The 306-nt window shown below is 61.8% G+C and carries 1 protein-coding gene; it reads left to right on the plus strand.

Features of this window, described 5'->3' with window-relative positions; translation table 11 throughout:
- On the plus strand, positions 1-306 hold a 306-nt coding region (locus tag KUM38_RS43955), incomplete at both ends, for an MFS transporter (protein ID WP_217137234.1).

The following is a 306-nucleotide window of genomic DNA, read 5'->3' on the forward strand; positions in this document are numbered from 1 at the left end:
GCGGATCCTCGAAGAGGTCGAGGGCAGGACCGTCGACCTGGACGCCCGCGTCACCGAGATCGAGTCGGCGATGCACCGCGAGGAGAAGTCCAGCTTCAAGGACCTCCTCGGTGGCGGCTTCTTCTTCAAGCCGATCGTCTGGATCGGCATCGGCCTGTCGGTGTTCCAGCAGTTCGTCGGCATCAACGTCGCCTTCTACTACTCCTCGACGCTGTGGCAGTCGGTCGGCGTCGACCCGACGGACTCGTTCTTCTACTCGTTCACCACGTCGATCATCAACATCGTCGGCACCGTCATCGCGATGAT

The organism is Streptomyces sp. AC558_RSS880 (assembly GCF_019049255.1).
GTDB lineage: Bacteria > Actinomycetota > Actinomycetes > Streptomycetales > Streptomycetaceae > Streptomyces.